A 26,787-nucleotide genomic window follows, 5' to 3' on the forward strand; every position below is an offset into this window, starting at 1 on the left:
ACGGAGAACAACAACATGGCACTTACCCGCGAACAAATGGCTCAACGCGTCGCCCGCGAAATGCAGGACGGCTACTACGTCAACCTCGGCATCGGCATTCCGACCCTGGTCGCCAACTACATCCCCGAAGGCATGGAAGTCATGCTGCAATCGGAAAACGGCCTGCTCGGCATGGGCCCGTTCCCGACCGAAGAAACCATTGATGCCGACATGATCAACGCCGGCAAACAAACGGTGACGGCGCGGATCGGCGCGTCGATTTTCAACTCCGCCGAATCCTTCGCGATGATCCGTGGCGGCCATGTCGACCTGACCGTCCTTGGCGCCTTTGAAGTGGATGTTGAAGGCAACATCGCTTCGTGGATGATCCCCGGCAAACTGGTCAAGGGCATGGGCGGCGCGATGGATCTGGTGGCCGGCGCCGACAACATCATTGTCATCATGACCCACGCGTCCAAGGACGGTGAGTCCAAGCTGCTGGCCAAATGCAGCCTGCCGCTGACCGGTGCCGGCTGCATCAAGCGCGTGCTGACCGACCTCGCCTATCTGGAAATCGAAAATGGCGCTTTTGTCCTCAAGGAACGCGCACCTGGCGTCAGCGTTGAGGAAATCGTCGCCAAAACCGCTGGTAAACTGATCGTCCCGGATCATGTACCGGAAATGCAGTTCGCTGCCCAGTGAGGAATTCGCACATGCAAGACGTCGTCATTGTTGCCGCCACGCGTACCGCGATCGGCAGTTTTCAGGGCTCCCTGGCCAATGTGTCCGCAGTAGATCTGGGCGCGGCGGTGATCCGCCAGTTGCTCGAGCAGACCGGTCTCGACGGGGCGCAGGTCGATGAAGTGATCATGGGTCAGGTGCTGACTGCTGGCGCCGGGCAGAACCCGGCACGTCAGGCCGCGATCAAGGCTGGCCTGCCCCATGCCGTACCGGCCATGACCCTGAACAAGGTTTGCGGTTCGGGTCTCAAGGCCCTGCACCTGGGCGCGCAAGCGATCCGCTGCGGCGACGCCGAGGTGATCATCGCCGGCGGTCAGGAGAACATGAGCCTGTCCAACTACATCATGCCGGGCGCGCGCACCGGTCTGCGCATGGGCCACGCACAAATCGTCGACACCATGATCAGCGATGGCCTGTGGGATGCGTTCAACGATTACCACATGGGCATCACTGCCGAGAATCTGGTCGACAAGTACGAGATCAGCCGCGAACAGCAGGACGCGTTTGCTGCCGCTTCCCAGCAGAAAGCTGCCGCTGCGATCGAGGCCGGGCGCTTCGTTGATGAAATCACGCCGATCCTGATCCCGCAGCGCAAAGGCGATCCTGTCGCGTTCAAGGTCGACGAGCAGCCACGCGGCGATACCAGCGCCGAATCCCTGGCGAAACTGCGCCCCGCGTTCAAAAAGGACGGCAGCGTCACCGCTGGCAACGCCTCGTCGCTGAACGACGGTGCCGCCGCTGTGATTCTGATGAGTGCCGAAAAAGCCAAAGCGCTGGGCCTGCCGGTGCTGGCCAGAATCGCTGCGTACGCCAACGCTGGCGTCGACCCGGCGATCATGGGCATCGGCCCGGTATCGGCGACCCGCCACTGCCTGGACAAGGCTGGCTGGAGCATCGATCAGCTCGACCTGATCGAAGCCAACGAAGCGTTCGCCGCGCAATCGCTGGCCGTGGCCAAGGATCTGCAATGGGACTTGAACAAGGTCAACGTCAACGGCGGTGCCATTGCCCTCGGTCATCCGATCGGCGCATCGGGCTGCCGCGTGCTGGTGACGCTGCTGCATGAAATGCTCAAACGCGATGCGAAAAAAGGTCTGGCGACCTTATGCATCGGTGGCGGTCAGGGTGTCGCGCTGGCGCTGGAACGCGTTTAACCACGACATCCGCGTTAGCCTGCTCAAAAGCCCCTCACCCTAGCCCTCTCCCAGAGGGAGAGGGAACTGATCGGGGAATGCGCAGGAGTGATGTCGGCTTGAACGAGCAGAGTTGAATCCATAATCGACTCGGTCATCCAGGTCGATGTCTGACGCAAGACACCTCGGTCAGCTCCCTCTCCCCCGGGAGAGGGCTGGGGTGAGGGGAACTGGTGACTGCGTTGCATCGAGTTTCTTTTTGCATGTTCAGAGTCTGTAGTGAATGTTCTGCCCCCCTTCGCGAGCAGGCTCGCTCCGACATTCTGCAACGCATTTCCTTGTGGGAGCGAGCCTGCTCGCGAAAGCGCGTGTTCAGGCGCAACCACTCAAGGCTTGCGTAACAGATAGGTATCCATAATCCACCCATGCTCCGCCCGCGCCGCTTTGCGCACCCGTTCGATCTCATCGGCGACATCCGCCAGCCGACCGCTGAGCAGAATCTCATCCGACGTGCCCAGGTAAGCGCCCCAGAAAATCTCGGTCTGCCGATCCGCCACCCGCTGGTACGAATCCTCGGCATCGAGCATCACCACCAGACTGTCCGATTCACTCACCTGCCCCGCCGCCAATCGCCGGCCTGTGGTGATTTCTACTGAGCGACCAATCGTGTTCAGAGGTATTTTGTGCTGCGCAGCCAGGGCCTGAACGCTGGTGATCCCCGGTATCACTTCGTATTCAAACTGACAGGGGCCTGATGCCTGAATCGCCTGAAGAATCCGCAATGTGCTGTCGTATAACGCCGGATCGCCCCAGATCAGAAATCCGCCGCACTGACCGTCGGACAATTCTTCATTGATCAGCCGTTCGAAGGTCTGCTGCTTGGCGCGGTTCAGTGCATCGACGCTCGCCGTATAGTCGACATCGCCGCGCTCGCGCTCCGGACTGCTGGCTTCGACAAAGCGATAAGCGTGGTCGGTGATGTAGCGCTCGCAGATCTCCCGGCGCAGGTCGATCAGTGTCTGCTTGCTCTGGCCTTTATCCAGCAGAAAGAACACATCGACCCGATTCAGCGCTTTCACCGCTTGCATGGTGATGTAGTCCGGATTGCCGACGCCAATGCCGATGACCAGCAACTGTTTCATCAGAATTCCTCGTCAAGGGCCATGCCCGGCAAGCGTAGTCGCCAGATGCCATTGAAGCGCAAGTCGATCATCGCCAGCGGTTCGATGTCGATTGCGTGGAACGCCGCGCCCTGCAGCACCTGCATCAGCGCTGCGCGCATGACGAAAGGATGAGTCACCGCCACGACATGCCCAGGCGTTGCAGCGATTGTGTCCAGCCACTTTGCCACCCGCTGCGTCAGTTGCCTGACTGATTCGCCGCCATGGGGTGCCGCTTCAGGATCGGCCAGCCAGGCCTGCAACGCGTCGGGTTCCCTGGCTTGCAATTCTTTGATCGACTGGCCGTGCCAGCGTCCCCAGTCGCAATCGCGCAGGGCTTGATCAATCTCTGCATCGGCACCAAACCATGCCGCCGTTTGCTGAGTTCTCAATTCCGGGGCGCAAATCAGCCGCCGTGTTACCGCCAATCGGGCCCTGAACGCGTCGGACCGAACAGCCAGATTTTCAACAGGCTCGTCCGTAGGAAAACGCGCCAGTTTCTGTGCGACGGTTCGCGCATGGCAAATCAGTGTCAAACGGCTACTTGGCACAAGCAGGTACTCGCTCGAATTATATGAAAGCAACGGCCACTAGCCGGGCTGCGGCGCATTGTGCCGTAAAACCGTGGTCCTCAGCGTAGCCCGGCCGCTGGCTGAACGCGCTCATTGGGCAATGTCTGACACCAGCGAGGGCAAAGGACTACAGAGCGTTGCAACTTCCACGTAAGCCTTGCTACACGGGCATCCTGCACACTTTTGGTGCTCGAAAAACCTGTACAAAAATTCGCTAGACATGTAACACCCATTACATAAATACTCGTTTAACGGATTGTGAAACGAATTCGACACCCCATCCAGCAGGAGCCCGGATGCCCCCTCTCAGAGACCTGATCACCGAGCCCGGCCTGGACCTGACGCCGTCAGAGCGCAAAGTCGTTCGCGCCCTGCTCGACCAGTACCCGCGCAATGGTCTCGGGCCTATGGCGCGGCTGGCCGAACATGCCGGTGTCAGCGATCCGACTATCGTGCGCTTGGTGAAAAAGCTCGGTTTCGGCGGTTATGCCGAATTCCAGGAAGCCCTGCTCAGCGACATGGATCATCGCCTGCGTTCACCGCGCACCTTGTTGCAGCCGCGCTCGCAGCAGAACAAGGACGATGCCTGGGCGCATTACCTGGCGGACAGCCAGCGTTTGCTGGTCGACACCCAAGCCCTGACCCAGCCTGAGGACGTGCGCATCCTCGTGGAATGGCTGCTCGACAGCCGCCATCAGGTCTACTGTTTCGGTGGCCGCTTCAGCATTCTGCTGGCCAATTACCTGCTCAACCACCTGCGTCTGCTGCGCCCCGGCTGCTTCGCCCTGGAAGACAACGCCCTGCTGCCCGACCGTTTATACGATCTGCAACGTCAGGACGTGGTGCTGGTGTTCGACTACCGGCGCTATCAGACCCAAGCTTTGCGCGTTGCGCAGGCGGCGAAAAACAACAACGCGCGAGTGGTGTTGTTCACCGATGTCTACGCCTCGCCGCTGCGCGAACTGGCCGACCTGATCATCAGCGCGCCGGTCGAATCGGCATCGCCGTTCGACACCATGGTACCGGCGCTGGCGCAGGTCGAGGCGTTGATCGCCTGCCTGACCTTGCGCGTGCCAGACCCGGCCGATCGCCTGGAAGGCATCGATGCCCTGCGCAACGACTTTGCGACTCACCTGCTGGAGGACAAATAAGGATGTTCAGCCTTCCCCACCGCTCGCCTCGGGACCTGCCGTTTGCGACCGACCACACCGCTTTGCTGCTGGTGGACATGCAGCGCGCCTGGCTCGAACCGCAATTCGACCCGCACCTGAGCGAGCCGGATGCCGAGTATTTTCTCCAGCGCACGCGCAAGCAGGTGGTGCCCAACCAACAGCGTCTGCTTGGCGCCTTTCGTCAGGCGCAGCAGAACGTGCTGCACACGATTATCGAAAGCCTGACTGCCGACGGTCGCGACCGCTCGCTCGATCACAAACTGTCTGACATGCACCTGCCCAAGGGCAGCATGCAGGCTCAGGTCATCGCTGAACTGACCCCGACCGAAAACGAAATCGTGCTGCCGAAGACCTCCTCCGGGGTGTTCAATTCAACCAACATTGATTACGTGCTGCGCAATCTGCAAACCCGCCATCTGATCATCGCCGGCATTGTCACCGACCAATGCGTCGACATGGCTGTGCGCGATGCCGCCGACCGTGGCTATCTGGTCACGCTGGTGGAGGACGCCTGCGCCACTTACACAGCTGAACGCCACCACGCCTGTCTCAACGCGATCAAGGGTTATTGCTGGATCACCGACACGGACACTGTGCTCGGCCGTTTGCAGGAGATGCAGCCATGAGCCCGCGCCTGACGCCGTTGCCGATGACCACACTGGTCACCACCGACCTGATCGGCATCACCCGTGGCCGCTCGTTTCCCAGCGATGAGCTGGAGCATTACCAAGCGGCGGGTTGCGGCTGGGTCCCGGCCAACAGCGCGTTGACGCCGCAGGACATCATCGCGTCGAGCAATCCGTGGGGCGCGTACGGCGACCTGCGGCTGATTCCCGATCTGAGCAGCCGCGTCACTGTCGGCAGCGGCCCGGACGCCAATGCACCGGTGCTGGATTTCATTCACGCCGACATTCGTGAGACCGACGGCCAGGCATGGGGCGCCTGCCCACGCACATTGCTGCGCGATGAAATCGAGCGCTATCACGATGAGCTGGGGTTGCAGGTCAACGCCGCCTTCGAACATGAATTCAACCTGCACGCTGGCGTGGCCGAACACGCGGCGTTCTCTCTCGAAGCGCAGCGCCAAGGCGCCGAATTCGGCGGCTGGCTGCTCAGCGCCCTGCGCGCTGGCGGGGTCGAGCCGGAAATGTTCCTGCCGGAATACGGCAAGCACCAATACGAAATCACCTGCCGCCCGACGCTTGGCGTGGCGGCGGCGGATCGCGCGGTCAACGTGCGGGAAATCACCCGGGAAATCGCCCGGCAAATGGGCCTGGATCTGAGTTTTGCGCCGAAGACTGCCGCCGAAGCGGTGTGCAACGGTGTCCATCTGCACGTCAGCCTGCTCGATGTGGCCGGTCAGCCGATGCTCTACGACGCCGGCACCAGCAACGGCCTATCGAGCATCGGTCAGCACTGGGCTGCCGGAGTCCTGCATTTTCTACCGGCGCTGTGCGCGTTCACCGCGCCGACGCCGCTGTCGTACCAGCGTTTGCAGCCGCACCACTGGAGCGCGTCGTATGCGTGTCTGGGGCAGCAGAACCGTGAAGCGGCGCTGCGCATCTGCCCGACCGTGACCTTGGGCGGCAAGTCCGCCGCGCAGCAGTTCAACCTGGAATTCCGCGCCATGGACGCTACCGCCTCGCCTCATCTGGCCATGGCTGCGCTACTGATTGCCGGGCGGCTGGGCATCGAACAGCGTCTGGCGCTGAACGCGGTTACCGATGAAATTCCCGATTCACTCAACGACGAGCAACGCAACGCCCGGGGCATCGTCGCCCTGCCCGCCTCGCTGGCGCAGGCGCTGGATTGCCTGCGCGACAGTGCAGCCTTCAACGAATGGCTGCCCAAGCCGTTGCTCGACACTTATTACGCCCTGAAAACCGAGGAACTGGCGCTGACGGAACAGCTCTCGCCCGCTGACCTGTGTGAGCACTATGCACGCCTGTACTGAATCCGCCGAGCTTGGGTTGTATACCCGCCCGGTCTACAACCTGAACCGCGAGGACTCGACGAACCCGTTGATCCTCGTGTGCGAACACGCCAGTCGCTACATTCCCGAAGCCCTGAACAATCTGGGCCTGGACGAGGCGGCCGCACGCGAACATATCGCTTGGGACATCGGCGCGCTGCAACTGGCCGAACAGTTATCGGAACAGCTCGGCGCGACGTTGCTCAGCGCCAATTACTCACGGCTGCTGATCGACCTCAACCGCCCGCGACATGCCCCGGACAGCATTCCACTGCAAAGCGAGATCTACCAGATCCCCGGCAATCGCGAGCTCGACGAAGCGGCCCGCGAGTATCGCCGGCAGACCCTGTTCAAACCGTTTCATGCGCGCTTGCAGACTTTGATCGACGAGCGCATCGCCCGAGGCCAAGCGGTGCGTGTGGTCGGCATTCACAGTTTTACCCCGGTGTATTACGGCCAGCCGCGACCGCTGGAAGTCGGCGTGCTGTTCGGCCAGGCCAAAGACTATGCCGAGCGCCTGCTTGACGGCCTCCAAGCGCACCCGCTGAAAGTCGCGGGCAACCAGCCGTACAAAATTGATCCCTTAGGCGACATGACCGTGCCGGTGCACGGCGATGCCAGGGGCCTTGAGGCGGTGCTGATCGAGGTGCGCAATGATCTGCTGCGCAGCCCCGAAGCGGTCTCGCGCTGGGCAGGTTACCTCGCACCTTTGCTGTAAACGATGGACCGATAAAACATAAAACGACCGATGGCTGACAAGGAGTTGCGCTTCATGGAAATTGAAGAATTCGGCTACAAGCAAGAGTTGAAACGTAGCCTGACGCTGACCGATCTGGTGGTGTACGGGATGATCTTCATGATCCCCATCGCCCCGTTCGGGGTGTATGGCTACGTCAACGCCGAAGCACCGGGGTTGGTGCCGCTGGCGTACATCATCGGCATGGTGGCAATGCTGTTCACCGCGCTGAGTTACGGCAGCATGGCCAAGGCCTTCCCGGTTGCCGGCTCCGTATATTCCTACGCCCAGCGCGGCCTCAATCAACATGTCGGTTTCATCGCTGGCTGGCTGATGCTGCTCGACTATCTGCTGATTCCGCCGCTGCTGTACCTGTATTCGGCGATGGCGCTCAATCATTTGTACCCGGACATTCCCAAGGTCGGCTTCATCCTGGCGTTTCTGGTCAGCGCGACGTTCGTCAACCTGCGCGGCATCACCTTCACCGCGCGGATGAACATGCTGTTCCTGCTGGCACAACTGGTAGTACTGGGCATCTTCCTGTTCTACGCCTGGAACGCCCTGCACAACGGTGGCGGTAACGGTGAGCTGACGCTGACGCCGCTGTATCACCCGGAAACCTTCAACTTCGCCCTGCTGATGCAAGCCGTGTCGATCGCCGTGCTGTCGTTCCTCGGCTTCGACGCGATCTCCACCCTCGCCGAAGAAATCAAGGAAGATCCGGGCCGCAGTGTCGGCAAGGCAGCGCTGATCACTCTGGCAGTGATGGGCACGATTTTCGTCGTACAAACGTGGATTGCCACCGATCTGGCAGCGGGCATGGGCTTCAAATCCGCCGACACCGCGTTTTATGAAATTGCCGAAATCGCCGCCGGCAGCTGGCTGGCGACCCTGACCGCCGTCGCCACGGCGCTGGCCTGGGGCGTCGCGGTGGCGATCACCTCGCAGGCCGCCGTCTCGCGTCTGCTGTTCGGCATGGCCCGCGACGGCAAACTGCCCAAAGTGTTGGCCAGGGTCCACCCGAAACACAACACGCCGTACCTGAGCATTTATCTGGTAGCGGTATTGTCACTGCTGATCTGCTACCTGTTCATCGACGCGGTCGACATTCTCACCTCGCTGATCAACTTCGGCGCCCTCAGCGGTTTCATGCTGCTGCACCTGACGGTGATCAACCACTACTGGCGTCGGCAGAAGTCGGGAAAGGTTGTGCGCCATCTGCTCTGCCCGGTGATCGGCTTCATCATCGTCGCCGCCATCATGTACAACATGGGCGTCGATGCACAGAAACTCGGCCTGATCTGGATTGCCCTGGGCCTGGTGTACCTGTTCTTCCTCAACAAGCTCGGCGCCAGCACAGCGCTGCCAGACCCGAGCAAAGGCTGACAAGAAAAAGAGCGGCGTCTGACAACAAATCAGGCGACCGCCGATTCAACGCGTGGAAACCGACAGTGATAGTCAGGTTCGGCGAACGGGCCGAACCTTTTGATACAGGAGTACATCCATGCTGGTCTTACGCCCAGTCGAGCAGAATGATCTGCCCCAGCTACAGCGCCTGGCTCGCGAGAGCCTGATCGGCGTGACCTCGCTGCCGGATGACAGCGAGCACCTGCGCGAAAAAATCGCCGCGTCGTGCGCGTCCTTCGATAGCGCCGCCACAGCCCAAGGGCCGGAAAACTATTTCTTTGTGCTGGAAGATCTCGAACGCCAACAACTGGTCGGCTGCTCGGAAATCCTTGCCACCGCCGGTTTCAAGGAGCCGTTCTACAGCCTGCGCAACCGCCATTTCACCAGTGCTTCGCGGGAATTGAACATCGAGCACGGCGTGCCGGCGTTGTCGCTGTGCCATGACCTCAGCGGGCATACCCTGTTGCGCGGTTTCCACATTGACGCCGCGCTGGTGCGCACGCCGTTTTCCGAACTACTGTCGCGAGCGCGCCTGCTGTTTATTGCTGCGCATGCACAGCGGTTCTCCGAGGCGGTGATTACCGAGATCGTCGGCTACAGCGACGAGCATGGTCACTCGCCGTTCTGGGATGCGCTGGGCAAGCACTTCTTCGACCTCCCCTACGCGGAAGCCGAGCGTCTGTGCGGGTTACAGAGCCGCACGTTCCTTGCCGAACTGATGCCGCAATACCCGATCTACGTGCCGATGCTGCCGCAAGCGGCGCAGGATTGTATCGGGCGCGTGCACCCGGACGGCCAGGAAGCGTTCGACATCCTTGAGCGGGAAGGCTTCGAAACCAACAGCTACATCGACCTGTTCGACGCCGGTCCGACCCTGTATGCGCGCACCGCGAACATTCGCTCGATCGCTGACAGCCAGACTGCCATCGTCCGCCAACAAGCATCGACCGACGCCCGTGGCCGTTACCTGCTGAGCAACGACGCCCTGCATGACTACCGCGCGATGGTCACCGAACTCGACTATCACCCCGGTCAGCCGCTGCCCCTGACACCCGCCATCTGTGCGGCGCTGAAGGTCAGCGATGGCAGTTCGATACGGTTGGTCGCTCTGTGAGCCGCGTTAGCCATCCGCGCCTGAATCGGTACGCCAAAGGAGTTGGAGCATGATTGTCCGTCCGGTAAAAGTCAGTGATCTGCCTGCGTTGATGACCCTCGTCGAACAGGCAGGGCCAGGTTTCACCACTCTTCCTGCCAACGAGGACCGCCTCGCACATCGAGTGCGTTGGGCACAGCGCGCATTCGCCGAACAGGTGGAACGCGCCGATGCCGATTACCTGTTCGTACTCGAGGATGATGAGCAGCGCGTGGTCGGTGTCAGCGCGATGGCCGGCGCCGTTGGCTTGCGCGAGCCCTGGTACAACTACCGGCTCGGGGTGACTGTCAGTTCGGCACCGGACCTGGGCATTCAACGACAGATTCCGACGTTGTTCCTCAACAACGAACTGACCGGCCAATCGGAGCTGTGCTCGCTGTTCCTGCGCCATGACCAGCGCAGCGGCAGCAATGGCCGCCTGTTGTCGCTGGGTCGTCTGTTGTTCGTCGCCGAATTCCCGCATCTGTTTGGCGAGAAGATGATCGCCGAACTGCGCGGCAGTGCCGATGAAAACGGTTGCTCGCCGTTCTGGGACAGCCTCGGCCGGCACTTTTTCCAGATGGATTTCACCCACGCCGATCACTTGTCCGGCCTGGGCAACAAAGCCTTTATCGCCGAACTGATGCCGCGCCAGCCACTGTACACCTGCCTGCTCACCGAACAGGCGCAGGCGGCGATCGGCCAGACGCATCCGAACACTCAACCAGCGTTGAAAATTCTTCAAGCTGAAGGCTTTGCGCACAAAGGCTATATCGACATTTTCGACGGCGGCCCGGTCATCGAGGCGCCAATCCGCAGCATCCGCACGGTGCGCGACAGCCTCGAACTGACCCTGAGCCTCGGCACCCCGGATGAGCAGGCGCCGCTGTGGCTGATTCACAACCGCCGCCTGGAAAACTGCCGCATCACCGTGGCCCGCGGTCGTCTGGTGGGCAATAGCCTGATGGTTGATCGTCTCGCTGCCAAACGCCTGCAATTGCAGCCGGGCAATTCGGTGCGGGCGGTGCTCCTGCCCCATCAACAGCAACATGCCGTGGCGGCCTGATATTTCCAGCAAGGGAGATTAAACCTTTCAGCCGCCAGTCATGCCGCGCAAATTCGTCATGATTCTTGACCCATTCGCGTGATAGCCTTTTCATTCTTCGGCGTTGACACCTTTGCTCAAGCCTTTCCATTCCTTATGTATTGGTGGAACTCGTATGACCAGGCTTTCCCATCAAGATTTGCGCCGCAATTTCCGTCAGCTGCTGGCCTCCAACACCTGCTACCACACGGCTTCGGTATTCGACCCGATGTCCGCCCGCATCGCCGCTGACCTGGGTTTTGAAGTCGGTATCCTCGGCGGTTCCGTGGCCTCGTTGCAGGTGCTCGGCGCGCCGGACTTCGCCCTCATCACCCTCAGCGAATTCGCCGAACAGGCCACGCGCATTGGCCGCGTCGCCCAATTGCCAGTGATCGCAGACGCCGACCACGGCTACGGCAATGCCCTCAACGTGATGCGCACCATCGTCGAACTGGAACGCGCCGGCGTCGCTGCACTGACCATCGAAGATACCCTGCTGCCCGCGCAATTCGGGCGCAAATCCACCGACCTGATCACCGTAGCCGAAGGCGTCGGCAAGATCCGCGCGGCGCTGGAAGCTCGGGTTGACACCGAGATGGCCATCATCGCCCGCACCAATGCCGGCATTCTGCCGAACCAGGAAATCATCAGCCGCACCCGCCAATATCAGGCGGCGGGCGCTGACGGTATCTGCATGGTCGGCGTGCAGGACTTCGATCAACTGGAACAGATCGCCGAGCACCTGACCGTGCCGCTGATGCTGGTCACCTACGGCAACCCGGCCCTGCGCGACGACAAACGCCTGGCCGAACTGGGCGTGCGCGTGACCATCGACGGCCACGGCGCCTACTTCGCCGCGATCAAGGCCACCTACGACAGCCTGCGCGAACAGCGGCAGATCTTCACCCAGGCCTCCGACCTGAGCGCGACCGAGTTGACGCACACCTATACCCAGCCGGAGGAATACATCCTCTGGGCCAAGGAATACATGAGCGTCAAGGAGTGATGCATACGCTGTACCGGCCCCTTCGCGAGCAGGCTCGCTCCCACAGTTGAAATGCGCTCCCCTGTGAGAGCGAGCCTGCTCGCGAAAGCGACAGCCGCGACACCGCTAAACCGGCGTCTTGTAAGCCTCTTCCCGCTGCGCCGCCCGCGCCTGAATCACATTCAGAATCGCACAGCCCTCGCGCATCAGCAGATGAACCGCGCTGGTCACCCGCGTCAGATCACAATCGGAAATGCCCTTGAGGTTAAGGCTGGCAAAGGTGTCGGCCAGATCACGCACGACCACAAACCGGTTCATCGCACAGGCGGCCATGTCGCTGAGTTCAGTGTGAGTATTGATGAAGAGCACCGGCGATTCGGCGTCGTAGGTGTCGATGGGGAGGTAGTGCGACATTACTTGGTCGGTCATAGAGTTCACTCCAGAAAGGTCAGGTTCTGTATTCGACCGGCCAAGATCGTCGCAGAGTTATCTGCGAACCGAGACTATAAAAGTCGCGCCCAACGGCCGCAACCAGAGCTTCTGTCGGACTTTTCGGTATTTTTTGTACGCCGTCCTCGACTTCCACACTTCCCACAAAAGCCCCTCACCCTAGCCCTCTCCCAGAGGGAGAGGGGACTGATTGGGGGATGCTCTGGATCTACGCCGACGTGAGAGATCGCGTTGAATGCGAATTTGAATTCAACTTGATCTGGCGGTTGCCACATGGACCACAAACAACGCGGTCAGTCCCCTCTCCCTCCGGGAGAGGGTTAGGGTGAGGGGCCGATTTCTCTGGCACCCCGCCCGGCCTCGTCACACCGCAAACCCCATCACCGCGGCTTCGCCAACTCCATTATCATCCGCGACAACAAATAAATCCGCGGCGCCACGCTCGCCACCTCGGCATATTCCTCAGGCGTGTGAATATTGCCGCCGACGATCCCGAAGCCATCCAGCGTCGGCGTGCCAACGCCTGCGGACAGACTGGCATCCGCCGCGCCACCACTGCCCTCCTCGGTCAGTTTGCGGCCAATTTCGCCGTAAATTCCCTGGGCCATGGCCATCAGCCGATCCGACTCGGCCGTTTGTGGCATCGGCGGTAAACCGCGCTGCAGGGACGTTTTCACTTCGGTATCGGCAATCAACTTGTCCTGCGAGACCCGCGCCAGATCCTTCTCGATGCGATCAAATTCCTCCGGCACTGCCGCACGCACATCCGCCTTGGCCGTGGCCTGATCCGGAATCACGTTGGTGCGATCGCCGGCCTTGAGCACGGTGAAGTTGATGGTGGTCTTCTTTGCCTCGTCGCCAAGCTTGCCCAGCTGCAGAATCTGGTGCGCCGCTTCCATCGCCGCGTTCCGGCCCAATTCAGGCGCGACCCCGGCGTGGGCGGCTTTGCCTTTGACTTCGACCAGCGCCGTCGCACTGCCCTTGCGCCACACCACCAGGCCATCGGCCGGGCGGCCCGGTTCGAGGTTGAGGGTGACGTCGTGCTGTTTGGCGGTTTTCTTGATCAGGTCGGTGGCGACATCCGAGCCGGTTTCTTCGCTGGCGTCGAGCAGGAAAGTGATCTGCGCGTAGTCTTTGAAGTCGAGGTTCTTCAGCACTTTAAGCGCGTAGATGCCGGCGACGATGCCGCCCTTGTCGTCCATCACCCCCGGCCCGTAGGCACGGCCGTCCTTGATATGGAATGGCCGTTCGGCCGCCGAGCCTTCCTTGAACACCGTGTCCATGTGCGCCATCAGCAGGATCTTCGCCTTGCCGGTGCCTTTGAGCGTGGCCAGCACGTGGTTGGATTTTTCCGGGGTGTTCGGCACCAGTTCGATAGTTGCGCCGAGTTTTTTCAGCTCATCGATGGCGATCTCGCTGACCTGTTTCAGGCCCGGTTCATAACCGGAACCGGAGTCGATATTGACCAGCCGTTCCAGTAACTTCAGGGCTTCGGGCTGATACTGCTCGGCATCGGCGAGCACTTGTTTATGTGGTTCGGCGGCGTTTGCGGCCGAGAATGCGAGGGACAGACCGAGGCTGGCAGCCAGCAGTGAGCGGGGAAATGAGAACGTCATGAAGCAGTCCTTGTTTCGTGTCGGGGGACTTCAACCGTAACCGACATCGGCGCGAGGCTCTATAGCGGATGCGACACTTGCCCGACTGACACCGAACAAACTGTAGGAGCTGCCGAAGGCTGCGATCTTTTGATTTTGATCGTTCCCACGCGCAGCAAAGGAATGCAGGCCGGGACGCAGAGCGTCCCAAAAGATCGCAGCCTTCGGCAGCTCCTACATGGGATCTCCGATCACTCGTCAAACCGAATCCAGCAGAGCCTGCCTCGGTTTGTTGTCGCTGTTGCAGATCACCCGGTTGCGCCCACTCGCCTTGGCTTCGTACAACGCCTGGTCGGCTTCATCCAGCCAACGCGTGGCGTCGGCATGGCTCGGGTCGTAGGCGGCCAGGCCAATGCTCAGACTGACCTTCAACGCCGGGTTCTGCTCGTAGCCCATCACCGCGAAACGCTCGCGCAAGGCTTCCATGGCCTGAGCGGCGTTGAACAGTGGCAGTTCCGGCAGGATCACGCAGAACTCATCCCCGCCATAGCGCCCGGCCACGTCCGTAGCGCGCAGATTGTGTTTGAGCAGTTTGCTCAACTGGCGCAGGACGATATCGCCAGCGACGTGGCCATAGGTGTCATTGATCGCTTTGAAATGGTCGATATCGATCAAGGCAATCGCCGCGCCCTGCTGCTGGCGTTTGCAGCGCTGGAACGCGAGGTTCAGTTGATCCTTCCATGCGCCGTGATTGAGCAGGCCGGTCAGGCTGTCGGTGCGACTCAACGCCAACAGCTCGCGCTTGTGCCGACCGAGGGTCGAGGCCTGACGAAAGCAGATCCAGCCCAGCGCCAGCGGATACAGCAACAGCAACGGCAAACAGGCGTACAGCTGCAGCGGCGTTGTTGGCGGAATGAACGCCGGCGCAAACACCACCAGCCCCACGCCGATGCCCAATAGCTGCGCCGCCGACCCGGCGAGCAAAAAACGCCCACCGCCAATGGCGACGTTGTTCATTGCCATCATCGAAATCGTGGTTGCGCTGGGCAGCGGATTGAACTGCATGGCAGCGACCCAGAAGCCGCCCATGAACGCATCGATCAGCAAGTTGCGGTGTTCGGCGCGAAACGGCACGCTCGCACGGCGCGCCCATTGAAAGGCCAGATGCGGCCAGACCAGGCCGTTGAACAGCATCAAACCCCACACCCACAGCGGCGGATCGAGCGCATGCATCGCCACGCTGACACACATCAGCCCGAGCAGCAGCCCGAACACCCGCGACCTGTACAGCCTCCTGGCCAGTGAAAGTCCCTTTCCCCGCGTATTTCCCATAAGGGCCTCGACCGCGCGATGCGATGGTTACACCCCGACACGGATGTGTTCGGAGTCTATCAGGGCACGGTTAAATAGCCATCACCGGCCAGCGGCCTGAATAGAGCGCCATCAGCGCCGCACACATGGCCAGGAGTTGGCTATAAATGAAAGAGGGGAAATGGAAAAACAACTATAAAAAAGGGGGCACATGCATACCTACGCTGTGTTGATCATCGGCAGCGGTTTCGGCGGCCAGTGCGCGGCGGTCAACCTGCTCAAGGCCGGAATTGACGACTTTCGCATTCTCGAGCGACGCGACTTCTTCGGCGGCACCTGGTGCCAGAACACCTACCCCGGCGCAGCGGTGGACGTGCCGTCGCCGCTGTATTCGCTGTCATTCGCGCCCTACCGCTGGTCGCAGATGTTCGCCGAACAGGCGGAACTGCGGCGCTACACCGAACAGCTGATCGAGCAGTTCGGTTTGCGCGAGCGCGTGGAGTTGCAAGCGGATGTCGAGCGCGTCGAGTGGGACGAGGCGGAAAAACGCTGGGCGGTGCACACCCGCGCCAAAGGCATCTTTCACACGCAGTTTTTGATCAACGCTTCCGGGCCGTTGAGTCAGCCGGTCATCCCGCACTTTCCCGGGATGGATCGCTTTCAAGGCAAGACTTTTCATACAAATAACTGGGATCACAGCTACGACTATCGCGGTAAACGCGTGGCGATCGTCGGCAGTGGTGCCAGCGCCGCGCAGGTGATCCCGGCGATTGCGCCACAAGTCGAACAGCTGCATGTGTTCCAACGCACGCCGCATTGGGTGCTGCCGCGAGCCGATCGCAAATTCGGCCGTTTCCAGCGCTGGCTGCTTGCCCTGAAGCCGGCGTACAAGCTGCTGCGCTGGCTGATCTACTGGCAATTCGAAACCCGGGTGATCGCCTTCAAATACTCAAGACCGGCAATTCACCTGGTCCAACAACATGCGCTGCGCTTTCTCAAGCGCCAGGTTCCAGACCCGCTGCTGAGAGAGAAGCTCACCCCGGACTTCACCATCGGCTGCAAACGGGTGTTGGTGTCCAGCACGTACTACCCGGCGCTGAGCCGCGCCAACGTCACGCTGCACAGTCGCGAGCACGGCATCGCTTCGATCGACGAAAGCGGGATCAACACCGTGGACGGCGAGCATCTCGAAGTTGATCTGATCGTCTGGTCCACCGGTTACGACGCCACCGACGGGGTAATTTCCTACCCGGTCAGCGGCAAAAACGCGGTGCAACTCAGAGATGTCTGGGCCGAATACCCGCGCGCCTACCTTGGCACCAGCCTGCCAGATTTCCCCAACCTGTTTATCGTCACCGGGCCGAACACCGGCATTGGCCACACTTCGGCGCTGTTCATCATCGAATCGCAGATGAACTACATCCTCGACTGCATCCGCACCGTACGGGCCAAAGGCCTGCGCAGCATCGAAGTGCGCCGTGACGCAGAACGTACCTACACTGCAATGATCCACCGGGAAATGCAGCGCACGGTGTGGAAGTCCGGTGGTTGCCAGAGTTGGTACCAGAGCAAGAGCGGTCATGTGATCGCGATGTTTCCCGGCTTCAGTTTCAGCTATCACCTGCTGACCCGAGCGCTGAAACCGACCGACCATATTTTGTCCTGAACACGTATAAGGAAGACGTCGATGCTTTTGCTGTTTGTCGCACTCGCGGTTTTCGTGGCCTGGAGCTGGCTCAGTTACCCGGCGGTCGGCCATTGGTTGTACAACCTGGCCATGGCCAGCGAGGCCAGGTTGTACAAATTGCACAAGATCGAAGTGCCGATCGCCGAGATGAGCGTGTCGACCTGGCAAGGCGGGCCGTACGAGGCGTCCAGCGCGATCCTGATGCTGCACGGCTTCAGCGCCGACAAAAACCTCTGGCTGCGCTGCGCCCGGCATTTCGTCCGTCAGTATCGGGTGATCATTCCGGATCTGGCCGGCCACGGTGAGACTGGCTTCAAGGCTGGCGGCGGTTACGACATTGCGGTGCAGGCCAAACGCATGATTCAACTGCTCGACGTCTGCGGCGTGGAGAAAGTCCATGTGATCGGCAACTCCATGGGCGGCTATATCGCTGCGTGGCTGGCGGCGACCTATCCCGAGCGGATCGCCTCGCTGGCCTTGATCGACCCGGCCGGCGTCACCGCACCGGAGCCGAGCGACATGGAGCGCCATCTGGCGCGCGGGCACAATCCGTTCCTGATCAACTCGCGCGAAGAGTTTCAGCGCTTTTATGCAATGACCATGGAGTCGCCGCCGTGGGTGCCGAAGCTGGTGCTGGACGCCGTCGCCCAGCGCTATGAGCAACAGCGCGATGAACTCGAAGAAATCTTCCGCGACTTCCACTCCAGCCCGCCGATGGAGCCGAAACTGGCCGAGATCAAATGCCCGGCGCTGTTGCTGTGGGGGCGCAAGGATCGCCTGATCGACGTCAGCAGCGTACCGGTGTGGAGCAAAGGCATCGCCAATCTCGAAGTGGATGTGTGGGATCACGTCGGGCACATGCCGATGGTCGAACAGCCGGGAAATACCGCGCGGCTGTACGGGGAATTTCTGGAACGACAGCGATGAACATCCTCTACGACGAACGCCTCGACGGGCCGTTGCCCGAGGTGAACAAGGGTGAATTGCTCAAGGCTCTGCAACACGCCCTGCCGGACCTGGACATCCTCTGGCGCGAAGATGAACTCAAACCCTACGAATGCGACGGCCTCTCCGCCTACCGCACCACGCCAATGCTGGTGGCCCTGCCCCGGCGTCTGGAGCAAGTGCAAACCCTGCTGAAACTCTGCCATCAGAACAACGTGCCCGTGGTCGCGCGGGGTGCCGGTACGGGATTGTCCGGCGGCGCGCTGCCACTGGAAAAGGGCCTGTTGCTGGTGATGGCGCGGTTCAACAACATCCTGCACATCGACCCCGCTGCACGTATCGCGCGGGTTCAGCCGGGGGTGCGCAATCTTGCTATCTCCCAGGCGGCGGCCCCATTCGGCCTGTATTACGCGCCGGATCCGTCATCGCAGATCGCCTGTTCGATCGGCGGCAACGTCGCGGAAAACGCTGGCGGCGTGCATTGCCTCAAGTACGGCCTGACCGTGCATAACGTGCTGAAAATCGAAGTGCTGACCATCGAGGGCGAACATCTGACGCTGGGCTCCGAGGCGCTCGATTCAGCCGGTTTCGACCTGCTCGCCTTGTTCACCGGCTCCGAAGGCTTGCTGGGGATCATCACCGAAGTCACGGTGAAGTTATTGCCCAAACCGCAAGTCGCCAAGGTCCTGCTCGGCAGTTTCGATTCAGTGGAAAAGGCCGGCCGCGCGGTTGCCGCAATCATCGCTGCCGGGATCATTCCGGGTGGTCTGGAAATGATGGACAACCTGGCCATTCGCGCCGCCGAAGACTTTATCCACGCCGGTTACCCGGTCGACGCCGAGGCGATTCTGTTGTGCGAACTCGACGGCGTCGAAGCCGACGTGCACGACGATTGCCAGCGCGTACGGGAAGTCATGACAGCGGCCGGCGCCACTGAAGTGCGCCAGGCCCAGGACGAGGCCGAGCGTGTGCGTTTCTGGGCCGGGCGCAAAAACGCGTTTCCGGCGATCGGCCGGTTGTCGCCGGATTATTACTGCATGGACGGCACCATCCCGCGCCGCGAATTGCCCGCGGTGCTGCAAGGCATCTCGCGCCTGGGCGAGGAATATGGCTTGCGCGTGGCCAACGTGTTCCATGCCGGCGACGGCAACATGCATCCGCTGATTCTGTTCGACGCCAACCAGCCGGGGGAGCTGCATCGCGCCGAGGCACTGGGAGGCAAGATCCTCGAACTGTGCGTGAAAGTCGGCGGCAGCATCACCGGCGAGCACGGCGTCGGCCGCGAAAAAATCAATCAGATGTGCGCGCAGTTCAACAGCGACGAGTTACTGCTGTTTCATGCGGTGAAAGCCGCGTTCGATCCGCAGGGCCTGCTCAATCCCGGCAAGAACATTCCGACCCTGCATCGCTGCGCCGAATTCGGCGCGATGCACATTCACGCCGGGCAACTGCCCTTCCCCGAGCTGGAGCGATTCTGATGGCTGGTTTCGATGCCGCCAACGCCCTGCTCGATCAGGTCGACGCCGCGCGGGCCAATGCCACGCCGCTGAAGATTCAGGGCGGCAACAGCAAGGCCTTTCTCGGTCGCGAGGTGGCCGGCGAAGTGCTCGACACCCGTGCTCATCGCGGCATCGTTCAGTACGACCCGACCGAACTGGTGGTCACGGTGCGCGCCGGCACGCCTTTGTCCGAGCTGCTCGCGGCGCTGGATGACGCCGGGCAAATGTTGCCCTGCGAACCGCCATCCTTTGCCGACAGCGCCACGGTCGGCGGCATGATCGCCGCAGGGTTGTCCGGGCCACGCCGGCCGTGGTCCGGCTCGGTACGCGACTTCGTTCTCGGCACGCGGGTGATCACCGGCCTCGGTCAACATCTGCGCTTCGGTGGCGAAGTGATGAAAAACGTCGCCGGCTATGACCTGTCGCGGCTGATGGCCGGCAGTTTCGGTTGCCTCGGCGTGCTGACTGAAGTGTCGCTGAAAGTCCTGCCGAAACCGCGCCAGTGCCTGAGCATTCGCCTTGATATCGACTGCGCTCGCGCCTTGAGCAAACTTGCCGAATGGGGCCAGCAACCGCTGCCGATCAGCGCCGCGTGCCACGATGGCCGGAGCCTGTACCTGCGCCTGGAAGGTGGCGAAGGTTCGGTGACGGCGGCGCATCAACGCCTCGGCGGCGAGCCGCTGGATTCGGTTTTCTGGCGCGACCTCAACGAACAGCGCCTGAGTTTTTTTGACGAAAGTTTGCCGCTGTGGCGCCTGTCATTGCCGAACAACCTCGGCCCGCTCGAACTGCCCGGCGAGCAACTGATCGACTGGGCCGGCGCGCAACGCTGGGTGAAATCCGTAAGCCCTCAGATTCACGCACTCGCCCATTCCTTGGGCGGCCATGCAACGTGCTTTACCCACGGTGCCACCGACTCGCCGTTTCAACCCTTGGCGCCAACCCTGCTGCGCTACCACCGGCAACTCAAAGCGCAACTCGACCCGCAAGGGCTGTTCAACCCCGGGCGAATGTACGCGGAGGTCTAGCCATGCAAACCACCCTCAGCGAGCAATCGCGGCAACTGCCCCGCGCCGCCGAAGCGGAAAAGATCCTGCGCACCTGCGTACATTGCGGTTTCTGCAACGCGACGTGTCCGACGTATCAATTGCTCGGCGATGAACTCGATGGCCCGCGCGGGCGCATTTATCTGATCAAGCAAGTGCTGGAAGGCGCACCGGCCACCGAGCAGACGCAACTGCATCTGGATCGTTGCCTGTCGTGCCGCAACTGCGAAACCACCTGCCCGTCCGGCGTCGATTATCACAACCTGCTCGACATCGGCCGCGCGGTAGTCGACAGCGCGGTGCCGCGCCCGGCCGCTCAGCGCTTGCTGCGCGAAGGCTTGCGCGCGCTGGCGCCGAATCCGGGGCTGTTCAAAGGCTTGCTGCGCATGGGCGCGACCTTTCGGCCGCTGCTACCGCGCCTGCTGGAAAGCAAACTGCCGCAGCGCTTGGGTGTTATGGGGTCGCGCCCTGCTCCTCGGCATGCGCGCCGGGTGTTGTTGCTCGAAGGTTGCGTGCAACCGGGTCTGTCGCCGAATACCAATGACGCAACGGCGCGGGTGCTTGATCGTTTGGGCATCAGCGTCACTCCGGTGAGCGAGGCCGGTTGCTGCGGCGCTCTCGACTATCACCTCGACGCTCAGGGCAAAGGTCTCGACCGCGCTCGGCAGAACATCGACGCCTGGTGGCCGCATCTGCAGAACGGCGCTGAAGCCATCGTGCAGACGGCCAGTGGTTGCGGCGCGTTCATCAAGGATTACGGGCATTTGCTTGCGGACGATCCGATCTACGCGTTGAAAGCCCGGCGGATCAGCGAAATGACTCGGGATCTGGTGCAAATAATCGCTGAGGAACCACTGGAGCAAGTATGCGCCGCCAGCGAACGGCGCATCGCCGTGCATTGCCCGTGCACCTTGCAGCACGCGTTGAAACTTGGCGGCGCGGTGGAAGCCGTGCTGACCCGACTTGGCTTCAACCTCACATCAGTGCCGGATGGCCATTTGTGCTGCGGCTCGGCGGGCACCTACTCGCTGACCCAACCGGTGCTGGCGCGGCAACTGCGCGATCAGCGCCTCAACGCCCTGGAAAGCGGCCGACCGGAGTTGATCGTCACTTCCAATGTGGGCTGTCAGAGCCATCTGGCGAGCGCCGGGCGCACGCCGGTCAGACACTGGATCGAACTGGTGGATCAGTCGTTGGCAGAATGAAGTTCGTAGGATTCTTCGTTTGCCCGCCTGGGCGAAGGCTGCGATCTTTTCCGGCATCCATTTCGTCACCGTGGCAGGAATTTTTTTCATGACCGTGCAGCCGTTCGTCAGCCCCGACCTGATCCGCCAACGCTTCTCCCGAGCGATGTCCGACATGTACCGCGAAGAGGTGCCGCTGTACGGCGCGCTGATGGAACTGGTGGAAAAAACCAATCGCGAAGTGCTGGCACGTCAGCCTGAGATTGCCGGACAGCTCAAGCGCACCGGCGAAATCGAGCGGCTGGACATGGAACGCCACGGCGCCATTCGCGTCGGCACCGCGAGCGAACTGGCCACCCTCGCCCGCCTGTTCGCGGTGATGGGTATGCAACCGGTGGGTTATTACGACCTGACCCCGGCCGGTGTGCCGGTGCATTCAACGGCGTTTCGTGCGGTGCATGAAGAAGCGTTGCAGGTCAGCCCGTTTCGCGTGTTCACCTCGTTGCTGCGCCTGGAGCTGATTGAAGATCCTGAATTGCGTTCGTTTGCCGAGTCGGTACTGGCCCGTCGTTCGATTTTTACTGAAGAGGCGTTGCGCCTGATTGAACAGGCGGAAACGGCAGGCGGACTGAATGACGACGAAGCCGCAGAATTCGTCCGACAGGCACTGGAGACTTTTCGCTGGCACCACAGCGCCACGGTCAGCGCCGCGCAATACCAGAAACTCAGCGCCCAGCACCGCTTGGTCGCCGATGTCGTTGCGTTCAAAGGTCCGCATATCAATCACCTTACGCCGCGCACGCTGGACATCGACACCGTGCAGGAGCAGATGCCTGCCCATGGCATCACACCCAAAGCGGTGATCGAAGGCCCACCGCGCCGCGACTGCCCGATCCTGCTGCGCCAGACCAGCTTCAAAGCGCTGGACGAGCCGATCGCCTTCACCGATCAGCCCGAAACCCGTGGCAGCCACAGCGCGCGTTTCGGCGAAATCGAACAACGCGGCGCCGCCCTCACGCCCAAGGGTCGCGCGCTGTATGACCGCTTGTTGAATGCCGCTCGCGATGAATTGGGCGACTTCCCTAACGAAGCCAATGCCGCACGCTACAACGCGCTGATGACGCAGCACTTTGCCGAATTTCCTGACAGCATCGAGGGCATGCGCGAACAGGGGCTGGCGTACTTTCGTTATTTCGCTACGGAAAAGGGCTTGGCCGCTGAAGGACTTGGTGAGTCGTCCCTGGAGGACTTGCTGCGCGATGGCTATGTGAAAGCGGAGCCGCTGGTGTACGAAGATTTCCTGCCGGTTAGCGCAGCGGGGATTTTTCAGTCGAACCTGGGGGATGCCGCACAGGCGCATTACGGCGAACACTCCAATCGACAGGCTTTCGAACAGGCGCTGGGGCGTTCGGCCATCGATGAGTTGGGGTTGTATGCCGAGACGCAACGGCGGTCGATTGAGGAGTGTTTGACCCGACTCGCGCGTTAAACATTAAAAGATCGCAGCCTACGGCTGCTCCTACAGGGGAAACGCATTCCAAATGTAGGAGCTGCCGTAGGCTGCGATCCTTTGATCTGAAGCTATGAGGCAATCTTTGCCTCTGGACGACTTGCAAAAATGGATGGAGTCCAGCGTCTGGGGGAACAAAACTAAGAATCGCAGCATGCAGGACGAATGGAACGAACTGGCAAAGGTCGTGCAAAAACCTACTTGTGAAATGATTCGTGATGCCAAGCAGACCTATCTGAAGCTTATAATTCCAGGCGTTAGCACGCAGGAAATGGATACTCGAAAATTGCAATTGAAAGCGTACCAGCAATATCGCGATGTTCCAAAGAAAGGGGGTTACGCGCCCGGCCCTTTTCCCTTGAGATGGCGGGAGTGCACGACAACCTGGATTAGTCGATTAGTCGTAGCCAGTAAAGGCAACGAAGCGTTGACAATTCATTTGCCGATCAGTGACTCATTGCAGACCACAGATTTTTCCTTGGCATTGACCATCGCTTATCAATTGGAAGCTGAACGTGACGTAATGCACGAACCTGCTTTGTGCTCCGTGACCTGCATATTATTAGCTCACCTTATAGGCGCGATCCAACGCGCGGTGTCTTTAAGCTTGATTCTGCTGACTCGTTGCCGATTGGCACAAGTAAATCCCAATTCATATTGTTCAAAAAAGAAGATTTGGGGACCATCGATGCTTAAAAGCCTTTTCAAGCGCGGCGCTAAATTCACTACTTCTGAAGCCGCAGCGGACATCCGTAGCGAGAGGCCAAGGGCTGGAGAAGTCCGCGTCCGTGGAATGAATGAAACTCTGTTTCTATCGCCATTACCGGTCTATACAGGGCAAACTCAATCCTCTCGCCGGAATTTTTCAGGGATGAACGAAGTATTCCTGGAACTCGGCGGAAGTAATTGGGGAATGGTTGAACAAGGAAAAATACTTGCCGCTGGAATTTGGATGGCATTGACGACAGCATTCATTGCTCCGGTGCTTATCTGTGCTTGGCTCGCACTTTTCAGCCCTCACGGAATAGATCGAAGGTTCGTCGACCTAATTGGTGACTCGTTACTGGTTTTTGCTAGCGGCTCTCTACTGTTTATTCTCCCTCTTGGTGCGTACTTATACGGAATGCTCTCCGGCGTCTTTAAAGCAGCAAAAACCTACCCCGTCCGCTTCAACCGCCAACGCCGCGAAGTCTGCTACGTCGACAGCAAAACCCGCCGCGTCCTCATCGTACCTTGGGAAAGCGTAGTCGCCTGGGTCTCCAACACTCAGGGCGTCACCAGTTATGGCGCTACTCGCCAGTACACGTTCGGCATGGGTCTGGAGGATGAGGAGCAGGACAAAGTGCAATTCCTCCTGCTACCACAACCCAGCGATGCACATGCTTTAGGGATGTGGACGTCAATTCGTAATTACATGGAAGACGGTCAGTTGGTAGATGCTCCAAACCCGATGCTCAAGGCACTGGGTTTGACTCCATCCGGTGATCGGCTCAAACCGTACGAAGGCCTACACACTTTTGAAATCGAACGCGAAGACGCACGCGCGATGGGGTCGCTGGACGAGGGTGGCGACGAACTGACGCCCGAGCAGCGCGAGCATTACGGTTACTCGAAAAAATCCTACTGGCCATTGCGCCGCTGGTACATGTGGCGCGTGCTGAGCTTCTGGAAGATGCCTTACATGCTAGCCGAATGGGCGCATCGCAAAGGGCGGCCTACCCTTCCGGAGCAAGTGCAAACGTGGTCTGAGGCGTTGCCACCAGAACAATGGGCCAAGCCCAGCGCTGCATTGGTGAAAGCCAATCAAATGGTCAAGACTGCCATGGACAAAAAAGGCGCCACGTTCGTCGAAGCGTGCAAAGCGGCGGGGTTACATGGATGAAATGGGAGCAACCACGTTCGTCTATTTATTTGAATTCTTAACATCTGTTAAAACGTAAAGCCGATTTGTTTCGGTTTATGCGACGCCATAAGTCGGAAATTTCGAGTCTGAACCCCCCATGAATACCCGTCAGATAACGCTTGCCAATCGATGGACCGCAACCTTTCAAAACATCGGCGAGTTTCGCATGGGCGTCGAGGGCTGGAGCTTGCTTCTACAGGGTCCGGATAACCAGACGATCAAATACTTCGCAGACCAGATTGTTCTAGCGAACGATGAGGACGGCCACCAAGCCAACACCTGCATCCTGCTGTCGGTCGATGGTGTTTACGGCTATTTGCGTACGGCCATAGACGGCGACTGGGTGATCGATTTTGCGCGAGGGATGATTGCCCCTCATCGAGTAACGATTCGCCACCATCACGACGCTTACGACGAGACCCTTGCGCTGTACGAGCAGCCCGCTTTCAAACGTGCGCGCCAGTACATCAGTGTTGTCGGAAAACACATCTATCTGACCTTTCCGCTAACCAGAGATGAGGACTTTCCCAATTTGTGGGAAGAATACTTGGCAATCCGCAAGCGCCAACTGGATGAGCTTTACTTCGCAACCTGATGAACGCATGGCTACATCCGGTACACATCCCAACCGTTTTACGTCCTCACATTTCTCCAGTGTCCGACCCTGCCAAATTAAGCTTCACCTAAGCTTCCCCCGCTAGCATCCCGGCTCATCAACCTGTCGTCTTGAGCCGTGGATGAGTCCCTCCGACATGAAAGCCTTCGATTTACCCTCCCAGCCGCAATCCAACTTCAGCCTCGTCCTGGTAAATTACAAAACCCCGGACATTACCCGCATGTGTCTGGAGCTGTTGCGCGAGCATGTCCAGGCGCAGGGCATTCCAGTGTGGGTGGTGGATAACGATTCGGCGGATGCCAGCCTCGATTATTTGCGTTCGCTGGACTGGATCAATCTGATCGAGCGGCCGTCGCCGGGCAAGGAAATGGGGCATATTGCTCATGGCAAGGCGTTGGATCTGGCCTTGGCGCAAGTTGAGACCGATTACTTGTTTCTGCTGCACACCGACACCTTTGTCTACGACATGGAAGTGTTTGCGATGATGATGCGCGAATGCGCGAAAAGTGCGGACATGGCGGCGGTGGGTTGTGTTGAGCAACTTGATCGTGGGTTACTGCGTGATAGCTGGCGTTTAACTTCGCGGTTCTGCAAACATCATGTTCGTCGGCTCAAAGTTCATCTTGGCCTGCGTTCAAAACCGCCACGCCCGTATAAAGAAACCCATCTGAAAAGTTTCTGCACGCTGTGGAACGCGCGGGTGATGAAGTCGCTGGGTTTGCACTTCTGCATGGATGAGGAGGTACCTGGTTACACCCTGCAGGATCGAATGGTCGGGTTGGGCTATGGCGTCAGGTTTCTCTCGCCGCGGAAAATCTTCCGCTATCTGGATCACATCCAGGCCGGCACCGTAGCGGCGGCAGGCACGTACGGCAAGGATCACCGCCGTACGAAGATGTATCAGCAGACTCTGAAGCGCTTGCAAGGGCAGCAGGCCAAAGCCGGGATGCCAGCTGCGACATGATCGA

Annotated in this window: 24 protein-coding genes; 19 read left to right on the top strand and 5 right to left on the bottom strand. The window is 60.2% G+C overall.

What is annotated here, in order from left to right; all coding sequences use genetic code 11:
* The first annotated feature begins 15 nt into the window (after positions 1–15).
* Complete coding sequence (locus ND528_RS01495) at positions 16–681, top strand: CoA transferase subunit B (protein WP_016774134.1); 666 nt, start codon at positions 16–18, stop codon at positions 679–681.
* 11 nt (positions 682–692) lie between these two features.
* Entirely contained in the window at positions 693–1,874 is a 1,182-nt protein-coding gene (locus tag ND528_RS01500) for an acetyl-CoA C-acetyltransferase (protein WP_263469422.1), read from the top strand.
* A 365-nt stretch (positions 1,875–2,239) separates the two neighbouring features.
* Here ND528_RS01500 and cobF read toward each other — a convergent pair whose 3' ends face one another.
* Both cobF and ND528_RS01510 read right to left on the bottom strand, forming a co-directional pair.
* On the bottom strand, positions 2,240–2,995 hold the full coding sequence (cobF, locus tag ND528_RS01505; protein WP_263469423.1) for a precorrin-6A synthase (deacetylating): 756 nt from the start codon (positions 2,993–2,995) through the stop codon (positions 2,240–2,242).
* On the bottom strand, positions 2,995–3,564 hold the full coding sequence (locus ND528_RS01510; RefSeq protein ID WP_263469424.1) for a histidine phosphatase family protein: 570 nt from the start codon (positions 3,562–3,564) through the stop codon (positions 2,995–2,997). Before ND528_RS01510 ends, cobF begins: the two co-directional genes overlap by 1 nt.
* A gap of 317 nt (positions 3,565–3,881) precedes the next feature.
* Between ND528_RS01510 and ND528_RS01515 the strand changes: the two genes are divergently transcribed.
* The 8 genes from ND528_RS01515 (at position 3,882) to ND528_RS01550 (ending at position 12,094) form a co-directional block, all read left to right on the top strand.
* Positions 3,882–4,736, top strand: coding sequence for a MurR/RpiR family transcriptional regulator (locus ND528_RS01515; protein WP_130911635.1), 855 nt, complete (start codon positions 3,882–3,884; stop codon positions 4,734–4,736).
* Between the two features lie 2 nt (positions 4,737–4,738).
* Entirely contained in the window at positions 4,739–5,383 is a 645-nt protein-coding gene (locus ND528_RS01520; protein WP_130911636.1) for an isochorismatase family cysteine hydrolase, read from the top strand.
* Positions 5,380–6,711 (top strand): type I glutamate--ammonia ligase, encoded by a 1,332-nt coding sequence (locus ND528_RS01525; RefSeq protein ID WP_263469425.1) that lies wholly within the window; start codon positions 5,380–5,382, stop codon positions 6,709–6,711. Before ND528_RS01520 ends, ND528_RS01525 begins: the two co-directional genes overlap by 4 nt.
* The gene (locus tag ND528_RS01530) at positions 6,695–7,447 is read left to right on the top strand and encodes an N-formylglutamate amidohydrolase (protein WP_263469798.1); all 753 of its coding nucleotides are present in this window, start codon (positions 6,695–6,697) and stop codon (positions 7,445–7,447) included. Before ND528_RS01525 ends, ND528_RS01530 begins: the two co-directional genes overlap by 17 nt.
* A gap of 54 nt (positions 7,448–7,501) precedes the next feature.
* On the top strand, positions 7,502–8,851 hold the full coding sequence (locus tag ND528_RS01535) for an APC family permease (RefSeq protein WP_263469426.1): 1,350 nt from the start codon (positions 7,502–7,504) through the stop codon (positions 8,849–8,851).
* A gap of 118 nt (positions 8,852–8,969) precedes the next feature.
* On the top strand, positions 8,970–9,986 hold the full coding sequence (locus tag ND528_RS01540; RefSeq protein ID WP_263469427.1) for an arginine N-succinyltransferase: 1,017 nt from the start codon (positions 8,970–8,972) through the stop codon (positions 9,984–9,986).
* A gap of 49 nt (positions 9,987–10,035) precedes the next feature.
* Entirely contained in the window at positions 10,036–11,070 is a 1,035-nt protein-coding gene (astA, locus tag ND528_RS01545) for an arginine N-succinyltransferase (RefSeq protein ID WP_263469428.1), read from the top strand.
* A gap of 154 nt (positions 11,071–11,224) precedes the next feature.
* Positions 11,225–12,094, top strand: coding sequence for an isocitrate lyase/PEP mutase family protein (locus ND528_RS01550; protein ID WP_263469429.1), 870 nt, complete (start codon positions 11,225–11,227; stop codon positions 12,092–12,094).
* Between the two features lie 105 nt (positions 12,095–12,199).
* Here ND528_RS01550 and ND528_RS01555 read toward each other — a convergent pair whose 3' ends face one another.
* The 3 genes from ND528_RS01555 to ND528_RS01565 form a co-directional block, all read right to left on the bottom strand.
* Positions 12,200–12,502 (bottom strand): hypothetical protein, encoded by a 303-nt coding sequence (locus tag ND528_RS01555; RefSeq protein WP_130911642.1) that lies wholly within the window; start codon positions 12,500–12,502, stop codon positions 12,200–12,202.
* A gap of 401 nt (positions 12,503–12,903) precedes the next feature.
* Positions 12,904–14,139: a M20/M25/M40 family metallo-hydrolase gene (locus ND528_RS01560; RefSeq protein WP_130911643.1), complete on the bottom strand. Its 1,236-nt coding sequence runs from the start codon at positions 14,137–14,139 to the stop codon at positions 12,904–12,906.
* Positions 14,140–14,376: 237 nt separating this feature from the next.
* Positions 14,377–15,450: a diguanylate cyclase gene (locus tag ND528_RS01565; RefSeq protein WP_212615937.1), complete on the bottom strand. Its 1,074-nt coding sequence runs from the start codon at positions 15,448–15,450 to the stop codon at positions 14,377–14,379.
* Positions 15,451–15,640: 190 nt separating this feature from the next.
* On the opposite strand from ND528_RS01565, the gene ND528_RS01570 reads away from it, so the two are divergent.
* From ND528_RS01570 to ND528_RS01610, 9 genes are all read left to right on the top strand, one after another.
* Positions 15,641–17,095, top strand: a complete 1,455-nt coding sequence (locus tag ND528_RS01570) for a flavin-containing monooxygenase (protein ID WP_263469430.1) — start codon at positions 15,641–15,643, stop codon at positions 17,093–17,095.
* A gap of 21 nt (positions 17,096–17,116) precedes the next feature.
* Positions 17,117–18,043, top strand: coding sequence for an alpha/beta fold hydrolase (locus tag ND528_RS01575; RefSeq protein ID WP_263469431.1), 927 nt, complete (start codon positions 17,117–17,119; stop codon positions 18,041–18,043).
* Entirely contained in the window at positions 18,040–19,539 is a 1,500-nt protein-coding gene (gene glcD, locus ND528_RS01580; protein WP_263469432.1) for a glycolate oxidase subunit GlcD, read from the top strand. The genes ND528_RS01575 and glcD overlap by 4 nt, the downstream gene beginning before the upstream one ends.
* Positions 19,539–20,588 (top strand): glycolate oxidase subunit GlcE, encoded by a 1,050-nt coding sequence (gene glcE, locus ND528_RS01585; protein WP_263469433.1) that lies wholly within the window; start codon positions 19,539–19,541, stop codon positions 20,586–20,588. The genes glcD and glcE overlap by 1 nt, the downstream gene beginning before the upstream one ends.
* Positions 20,589–20,590: 2 nt before the next feature.
* Positions 20,591–21,811: a glycolate oxidase subunit GlcF gene (gene glcF / locus ND528_RS01590; protein ID WP_263469434.1), complete on the top strand. Its 1,221-nt coding sequence runs from the start codon at positions 20,591–20,593 to the stop codon at positions 21,809–21,811.
* Between the two features lie 88 nt (positions 21,812–21,899).
* The gene (gene hglS / locus ND528_RS01595; protein WP_212615913.1) at positions 21,900–23,279 is read left to right on the top strand and encodes a 2-oxoadipate dioxygenase/decarboxylase HglS; all 1,380 of its coding nucleotides are present in this window, start codon (positions 21,900–21,902) and stop codon (positions 23,277–23,279) included.
* A 175-nt stretch (positions 23,280–23,454) separates the two neighbouring features.
* A complete protein-coding gene (locus ND528_RS01600; protein ID WP_263469435.1) occupies positions 23,455–25,182 on the top strand; it encodes a DUF6708 domain-containing protein in 1,728 nt (575 codons plus the stop codon).
* Between the two features lie 118 nt (positions 25,183–25,300).
* Positions 25,301–25,798, top strand: coding sequence for a hypothetical protein (locus ND528_RS01605; RefSeq protein WP_130911649.1), 498 nt, complete (start codon positions 25,301–25,303; stop codon positions 25,796–25,798).
* Positions 25,799–25,955: 157 nt separating this feature from the next.
* Positions 25,956–26,783 carry a glycosyltransferase family 2 protein gene (locus tag ND528_RS01610; protein ID WP_263469799.1) on the top strand — a complete coding sequence of 276 codons (828 nt, stop codon included), beginning with the start codon at positions 25,956–25,958 and terminating at the stop codon, positions 26,781–26,783.
* The last annotated feature ends 4 nt before the right edge of the window (positions 26,784–26,787 follow it).

This window comes from Pseudomonas mercuritolerans, from assembly GCF_025706525.1.
GTDB classification, from domain to species: Bacteria; Pseudomonadota; Gammaproteobacteria; order Pseudomonadales; family Pseudomonadaceae; genus Aquipseudomonas; species Aquipseudomonas mercuritolerans.